Origin of the sequence: Cryptosporangium japonicum (genome assembly GCF_039524755.1) — a bacterium.
Lineage (GTDB): Bacteria > Actinomycetota > Actinomycetes > Mycobacteriales > Cryptosporangiaceae > Cryptosporangium > Cryptosporangium japonicum.
Genome location: NZ_BAAAGX010000029.1, coordinates 172,686 through 180,227, shown reverse-complemented (window position 1 = coordinate 180,227; position 7,542 = coordinate 172,686). Strand labels below are relative to the sequence as shown.

General features: G+C 72.0%; 6 protein-coding genes and 1 pseudogene. 3 read left to right on the top strand and 4 right to left on the bottom strand.

Going from position 1 to position 7,542, the window contains the following annotated elements; all coding sequences use genetic code 11:
* The 3 genes and pseudogenes from ABD437_RS33985 to ABD437_RS33975 form a co-directional block, all read left to right on the top strand.
* Positions 1-1,354, top strand: a pseudogene (locus ABD437_RS33985) (BTAD domain-containing putative transcriptional regulator); the annotation flags it as partial.
* 2 nt (positions 1,355-1,356) lie between these two features.
* The gene (locus ABD437_RS33980) at positions 1,357-2,022 is read left to right on the top strand and encodes a GOLPH3/VPS74 family protein (RefSeq protein WP_344653067.1); all 666 of its coding nucleotides are present in this window, start codon (positions 1,357-1,359) and stop codon (positions 2,020-2,022) included.
* 73 nt (positions 2,023-2,095) lie between these two features.
* The gene (locus ABD437_RS33975; protein WP_035848384.1) at positions 2,096-2,284 is read left to right on the top strand and encodes a hypothetical protein; all 189 of its coding nucleotides are present in this window, start codon (positions 2,096-2,098) and stop codon (positions 2,282-2,284) included.
* A 33-nt stretch (positions 2,285-2,317) separates the two neighbouring features.
* Here the strand turns inward: ABD437_RS33975 and ABD437_RS33970 are convergent, their stop codons facing one another.
* From ABD437_RS33970 to ABD437_RS33955, 4 genes are read right to left on the bottom strand one after another with little or no spacing between them, the layout of a single operon-like run.
* Entirely contained in the window at positions 2,318-4,441 is a 2,124-nt protein-coding gene (locus ABD437_RS33970) for a phage holin family protein (RefSeq protein ID WP_344653066.1), read from the bottom strand.
* 6 nt (positions 4,442-4,447) lie between these two features.
* Positions 4,448-5,119: a DedA family protein gene (locus ABD437_RS33965; RefSeq protein WP_344653065.1), complete on the bottom strand. Its 672-nt coding sequence runs from the start codon at positions 5,117-5,119 to the stop codon at positions 4,448-4,450.
* Positions 5,116-5,892: an MBL fold metallo-hydrolase gene (locus ABD437_RS33960; RefSeq protein ID WP_344653064.1), complete on the bottom strand. Its 777-nt coding sequence runs from the start codon at positions 5,890-5,892 to the stop codon at positions 5,116-5,118. The genes ABD437_RS33965 and ABD437_RS33960 overlap by 4 nt, the downstream gene beginning before the upstream one ends.
* A 52-nt stretch (positions 5,893-5,944) precedes the next feature.
* Entirely contained in the window at positions 5,945-7,438 is a 1,494-nt protein-coding gene (locus tag ABD437_RS33955; RefSeq protein WP_344653063.1) for a glycoside hydrolase family 6 protein, read from the bottom strand.
* Positions 7,439-7,542: the final 104 nt, after the last annotated feature.

Here is a 7,542-nt window from a genome sequence, read left to right as displayed (position 1 = left end):
CTCGGCGTCGGCGTTGTTCGCCCACCAGGAGGCGGCGACGCTGCTCGGGCGTGCGCTGAGCGTGCTCGCCCGGGCGGACGGGCCGGTCGAGCCGGGGTTCCGCCTGGACCTGCTGTGCTCGCTGGTGTCCGCACAGGGTTACGCCGGGAACGTCATCGAGGCCCGGGTCACCCGGGTGCGTGCGATCGCTGTCGCACGGGAGATCGGGACGGTCGGCGCGCTCGCGCAGGCCTACGCGTCGTTCGACGCCCCGGTGATCTGGAGCGTGCGTGAGAACCGCAGCGTCGACCGGCCGTTCGTCGACGGCCTGGAGGCGGTGCTGCGTGACCTCCCCGCGGCCGAGGTCGCGCGGCGCGCCCAGCTCCTGGCCACGCTCACCGTCGAGATCGAGGGGGTCGATCCCGGGCTGGCCGCGCGGAGCAGCGACGAGTCGCTCACGATCGCGCGCGGGCTCGACGATCCGGAGCTGCTCTGCCGGGCGTTGAGCGCGCGCTACTACGTCGACGTCGCGCCGGACAGCCGGCACCGCCTGGGTGAGCTCGGGACCCAGCTGCGCGAGACCGCGGTGCGCGCCGGCCTGACCGGCTACCGCGCCCAGGCGCACCACATCCTGTTCCAGCACGCGTTGAGCCGCCCCTACCTCGACGACCTGGAGCCGGCCCAGTACGAGGCCGACCGGGCCGTCGAGTACTCCGACACCGGCCAGCTCGGGCTGGCACTCGGCGTCGTGCGGATGTTCCGGGGCCTGCGTGCGCTGGTCGCGGGCCGGTTCGACGAGGCGGCGGACGCGTACGCCGCGGTGATCGCGCAGATGCGTCAGATCGGGGCGCCGAACGCGACCGGCGTCGAGCAGCTGACGCTGTACGCGGTCGGCCGGGCCCGCGGCGACCACGAGCAGCTGCTCGGCCTGGTCGAACCGATCGGGGCGCTGCACGCCCAGGAGACCCGCCTGATCTCCGAGCCCTACACCCGCCTGCTGCTGCACGCCGGACGCGTCGACGAGGCGCGTGCCGTCTGGCAGCCGACGTCGGCGGTCCCGCCGGACTACTACTGGCTGCTCTGGATGGCGTTCCGGGCCGAGAACGCGCTCGGCCTCGGCGCACCGGACGTCGCCGCGGACTGCTACCGGGCGCTGCTGCCCTACGCCGGGACACTTCCCGGGTTGGCGAGCGGATCGATCACGCTCGGGCCGACCGCGGCGATCCTCGGCGACCTGGCCGCGTTCCTCGGCGAGCCGGACACCGCCCACGACCACTACCGGGACGCCCTGCGCGTCGCGGAGGGGCTCGGGGCGACGCACTGGGCCGAAGCCGCCCGCGAGCGGCTCCGATGGCCTCCCCCACTTACCGTGTGAGCATGACTGTTCTTCCGCTGCCCGACGAGTTGCTGCTGCTCGCCTACGACGACGCGGCCGGCAAGCCCCTGGTCTCCACCACGACGCTCGACCTGGGGCTGGCGGGGGCCGTCCTGGTCGAGCTCGCCCTGGCCGGCCGGATCGCGGTCGAGGGCAAAAAAGTCAGGGTCGTCGACCCCTCGCCGGTCGACGACCCGATCGCCGAGGCCGCTCTCGACCGGATCCGCGCGTCCAGCCGGGAGCGTGACCCCAAGAGCTGGCTGATGCCGCTGGGCAAGGGACTCCGCAACCGCATCCTCGACCGGCTGGTGGAGACCGGCGTCGTGGAACGCGAGGAGAGCAAAGTGCTCGGCCTGTTCCGGACGGTCCGCTACCCGGCGCTGAACCCGGCCCCCGAGACCGCGGCGCACGGCCGCCTGGACGCCGCCATCCGGCACGACGACCTCTCCGGACGCCACACCGCCGCGCTCGCGTCGCTGGTGCACGCCATCGACCTCGGGCCGAAGCTGTTCCCCGACCTGCCGGCCAAGGAGGTCAAGGCACGGCTCACCCGGATCTCCGAGGGCGACTGGGCGGCCAAGGCCATCAAGGACGCGATCCAGGCCATTCAGGTGGCGCTGATGGCCGCCACCACGGCCGCTGTGACGGCGACGGTGACGACGACGTGAACTGATGTTCGGCCACATGCGACGTGGGGTACTGAAGCTTCAAGTCAGTCAGCGGCGTGAAGAGGAGAGACCGATGCCCGTTCAGTACCGGAAGCAGCATTCGTTCGGGCCGTTCAAGATCAACATGACTCAGAACGGCATGTCGTCGTGGTCGTTCAAGCTGGGTCGTTGGTCGTGGAACTCCCGTACCAAGGAGCAGCGTTACGACCTGCCGGGTCCGTTCACCTGGCGGAGCGGCGGCCGCAAGCGTCGCGCCAGCTGACAAAAAAGGCGGGCCCGTTCGGGCCCGCCTTTTTTACAGCAGCTTCGCCTCGCCCACCGGTAGGTGACCCAGCTCGAGGGTCTCGACCGGCGGCCCCGGCTCCTCGACCGCCGCGGTCGCGGCCACCGCGTCGGCGTACGCGTCGTGGCCGAGCCAGGCGAGCCACGCACGCAGCACCTTGTGCACCTCCTCCGGTCCGACCAGCGGCTCCACCGGCGTCGGCAGGTCGGCCGGGTAGAGCAGGAACGCGGTCGTCTGCGGGCCGCCCAGCCCGCCGTGGGAGCCGACGAGCGGCTCGAACGCGGCCACCTCGTCGGTCTGCGGATCGTGCAGGCTGTTCACCATGATGTCGGCGACGTGCGGGTAGGAGTCGGCCCGCCGCACCTGGGCCGGTGCGTGCGGCCCGAACGGCGCCAGCGGGTCGACGCCGAGCACCTCGCCGGTCTCCAGGTAGTGGGCGCCGTGGCGGCCGAGCACCACCGAGCCACGCGACTCGGTGCTGAGCAGCAGGAACCCGACCCCGGGGTGCTCGACGAGCGTCGGCAGCAGGTCGGGGTAGGTCGCCTGGATCTGCTCGACGGTCAGCCGCCCGGTGTGCTCGGTGAAGTAGACGAGGCCGAGGTTGCCGGAGCCGAGCACGAGCACACCCTCCTCGGCGGCGGCCTCCTCCTCGGCGCTGCGTACCCGTTCCCCGGCCATCGCGGGCTTGTGCTCGGCCGCCGGCACCAGGCGACGCAGTGCACGCGCGGCGAAGCCCAGCGCGCTGCCGTCCGGCCCGGTGACGCTGTCCTCGATGCTGCGCGGCTGCCGACCGCAGGAGGTCTGCACGATCTGCTCGAGCGTGATGCCGTAGCGCTGCGCGAACGTGGCGCCCTGGCTCTGCCCGTGGTCGGACAGGACGACCAGCCGGTAGGGGCGGGGCGCGAACTCGGCCGCACGGGCCAGCCGCCCGATCTGCTGATCGATCGAGCGCAGCACCGCGAGCGCGTCGTACCGCTCGATGCCGGAGTGGTGCGCGACCTCGTCGTAGCCGGTGAGGTCGGCGTAGACGACCGACCGCCCGGCCATCATGTCGTCCAGGATGCCTTCGACGACCAGGTCGCGGGTGACCACCGTGGCCAGCGCGCGCACCAGCGGGTAGACGCCGCCGCGCGGTACCCGCGGCCGCACGTCGCGCTGCCGCTGGATGGTCGCGGCGACGAGCTCACGGACGACGTCGACGAGCGCGCCGGTGAGCGTCCGCACCGCGTTGAACGGGTTCGCGAAGTAGCCCTGGTAACCGGCGCCGAGTTTGCCTTTGCGTCGCCCGGCGCTGCTGAGCGTGACGCTCTTGTGAGCGGCGTCGCCGGTGAAGAGGTTGCCCCGGCTGGCCCCGTCGTCGTGCAGCAGCCCGCGGCCGTCGGAGTGCCGCCGTTCGATCTCGGCCGCGTCGGCCGGGCGGTTGCTCACCAGCAGGCGGCCGTGGTCCTTCTCGTACCAGCGGAACGCCGGCATGTCGCGGTTCGAGCCGTGCAGGATCGCGCACTGCGAGGCGCCGGTCTGCGAGGACCAGTCGGTCGTCCACGGGATCAGCCGGTGGCTGCCCGCGGAGAGCCACCGCGCGAGCGTCGGCGCGTCCCCGTCCCGGATGGCCCGCTGCAGCACGTCGTGCCCGAGCCCGTCGATCTGCACCATCACCAGACCGGGGACGTTGGTCGGGGTGCCGAGCCTGCGCTTGGCGCGGCGCCGGGCCCGGCGGTGGAAGAACTCGTCCTCGTCGACGCCGACCAGGCTGCTCGTCACCCCGGTGATCGCCGAGACGGCGAACGCGACGAGCACACCGGTGGGCGCTCCCGGCAGCCGGACGTCGGGGATCTCGCCGAGCGCCACGTACACCAGCAGTCCGTTGAGGACGAACGAGCCGAGGCCGAGCGTCAGCACCGAGATCACCAGCGCGAACCGCATCAGGAACGGCCAGACGATCGCGTTCAGGGCACTCAGCGTGGCCGAGACGATCAGCGCGTTGATCGGCCGCCCGATGTCGAAGCCGGGCAGCGCCACCGACAGCACCCCGACCGAACCGGCGCCCACCGACCAGACCAGCACGATCCGGGTGGCGGTCCGACCGCCTCGCACCAGGCGGCGTCCGCCGCGACGCAGCAGCCGGAAGGACGTCACGCCGGGTCAGCCGACCGGCCCGGTCGCCGAACCCTCGCTGGCCGACTGCCGGTTGGCCAGCCATCTCTGGACGTATCTGGCGACGAGCGAGACCAGCAGCGTGGCGACCACCGTCACCGCGATGCCCACCAGCGGGTTGGCGAACAGGCTGCCGCCGAGCAGACCCATCACCGCGTAGGCGATGGCCCAGACGAGCGCCGCCACGCCCGCGCCGCTCACGTACCGCGGCCACGGGTAACGGATCGCGCTCGCGGCGAACATCGTCGGCAGCCGGCCACCGGGGATCAGGCGGGAGACGACGAGCACCTGGGTGCCGTTCTCGGTCAACCGGCGGCGGGTCTCCTCCAACCGGTCGTTCGCCTCCGGGGAGTCGATCGGGTGGCGCGCGATGAACCGCGTCACGCCCCGACGCCCCCAGCGGAACAGCGCGTAGACCACGCAGTCGCCGAGCCAGGCCGACACGGCGGCCAACACGATCACCTGGATCAGCGACACGCCGCCGTTGTGCACGGCCAGCACCGCGGCCGCGCTCACCGCGGCGCCGGTGGGGATCACCGGCACGATCGCGCCCAGCAGCACCGCGACCACCAGGACCGGGTAACTCGCGGACGCGGCGTCGGCGATCCGGTCGGGCCAGGCGGTGGCGAGCACCTCGGCCGACGTCAGAGCGGCCGTCATCGGGCCTCCACCCGGCGCCCCGGCTCCGTGTGCAGGACACGGGTGGGCAGGCCGAGCTCGGTGACCGCCTGCGCGTAGCGGCGGGGAGGGTCGATCAGGTGCGCACGCATCCAGCGGCCGATGCCGTACGGGTGCAGCGTGCCCCAGTGGATCGGCACCGCGAACCGGGGACGGAGCCGCCCGGTGGCCTCGGCGGCACCGCGCGGATCGAGATGACCGGGGCCGAGGTTCGGGCCCCAGCCCCAGACCGGGATCAACGCGACGTCGAGACCGAGGGCCCCCAGGTCGTCCATCTCGTCGAACTGATCGGTGTCCCCGGCGAAGTAGACGCGTGTCGTCGCGCTCTCGATCAGGTAGCCGACCGCGAGCGCACGCGGGCCGAACGGGGTACGGAGACCGTCGTGCACGGCCGGTGTGGCGGTGATGCGTACCGCGCCGACGTCGTGGAACTTCCCCGGCGAGAGCTCGACGACCTCCCGGAAACCCTTGCGGTGCAGCAGCTCACCGGCGCCCTCGGGCACGACCAGCAGCGTGTCCCGGCCGAGGCGACGCAGCGAAGCCAGATCGAGGTGGTCGGCGTGCAGGTGCGAGATGCAGACCACGTCGACGTCGGAGTGGAGGGCCGGATCGAGCGGCGCGGCCGCCCGGCGCAGGACGTTGGCCACCCGGGGCAGCAGAACCGGGTCGGTGAGCACACGGACGCCCTCGGTCTCCACCAGCACGGTGGAGTGACCGAGGAAGTACATCGCGGGAAGCGGGGCGTCGCTGTTCACTGCCCCCTCTTTCCCTGGCCGACGCTACTGACCAAGGTACTCCGCGCGTGCGTCAGGAGCTGAGGTCGTAGGCGGTGTCCGGGATGAACTGGCCGGCCGCGCCGCTGCAGCCGTCGGATTCACCGGGACGCTTGACCCACAGGTACGCGGCGACCTTCGCGTCACCGGTGGCCGTCGTGGGGTTGCGGCCCAACTTGCGACCGGCCGGGTCGCACCACTCGCCACCGGCCGGGCCGGCGCCGTTGCGCGAGGTGTCGACGACCATCTGACCGCGGCCGAGCGCGGCCAGGATCCGCTTGCCGTACGACACTTCCTGGCTGCTGACGTTGTAGTTCGACGTGTTCAGCGCGATTCCGTCGCCGTAATCGGCGGCACCGGCGCGGCGGGCCCGGTCCGCGGCCTCGCTCGCGGCGATCCACGCGGAGTGCCCGACGTCGTAGTAGACGCGTGCCTTCGGGCTGGACTGCTTGATGACCTTGCCCGCGTACCGCAGCAGGTCGAGCCGCTCCTGCTGCTGGTCGGACGAGAGGCAGGTGGTCAGGTGCCCCAGCGCGTCCGGCTCCAGCACGACGATCGACGCGCCGGACCCGAGCCCGGAGGCGAAGTTGCTGATCCAGGTGCGGTAGTCGTCGGCGCTGTCGGCGCCGCCCGCGCTCGCGCCGCCGCAGTCACGGTTGGTCATGTTGTACGCGACGAGCACGGGCACCTTGCCCCGCGCGTGCGCCTTGGACGCGTACGAGCGGACGTCGCCGCTCACTTCGCCGGGGTTGTTCGCGGCGAGCCAGTGCGCCTGCGGCTGCTCGGCGATGCGGTCGCGGATGACCGCGGCACGCGGGTCGCCGGAGTTCCCCTCGACCCACTCGACGGCCTGGCCCTCGGTGTCCACGAACAGCGATCCGAGCGGACCGGACGTCGGCGGCTTCTTCGTCGGGGTCGGCACCGGACGCCCGGGTAAGCCGGGCGGCAACGCGATCGAGGACTCCTCCGGGGAAGCGCTCTCCTTCGGCTGCTCGATCTTCTGGTCGTCGTCGCCGACACCGCACTCGACGCCGTTCAGCGCGAAGTCCGAGGCCTCGGGCGCGTCGCCCTTCGGATGCCAACCGCTGAACCGCAACGTCAGCGTCTTACCGGGCTCCAGGCGGACGCTGTCCTCGTTGGCACGCACGGTCACCCGACCGTCGTCCTGCGTCCAGTCGCCGTTCTCCCAGCCCTTCACGACGGCTTGGCCGCTGCGGAAGGACCAGTTGACGCTCCAGTTCTTCACCGCGTCTTCGCCGGTGTTCTGCACGGCCACTTCGGCGGAGAACCCCGTCGACCACGACCGGTGCACCGTGTAGGCGGCCGTGCAGGAATGGTCGGGGTCGGCGGTGGCGTTCGCTGCGACCAGGCTGGTACCACCGATCACCACGACGGAGCCGAGCGCGGCGGCGCCCACTGCGGCGGTGCGAGCTCGGCCGTTCGCACGTTCACGGCGGTGCCGAGCGAGGTACGGGCCGGCGCGGAGACCGGCCTGGGAAAGCAGGCCGGCACGTGGAGCGTCGGTCATGGAAGCCATCTTGACCGGCGCAAACAACTCACGCCCAGAGGCACAGGCGTCACTTAGTGAGGTATTAAGGCAGCTTCACTCGGCGAAGTGAACCAGCTTCGAAG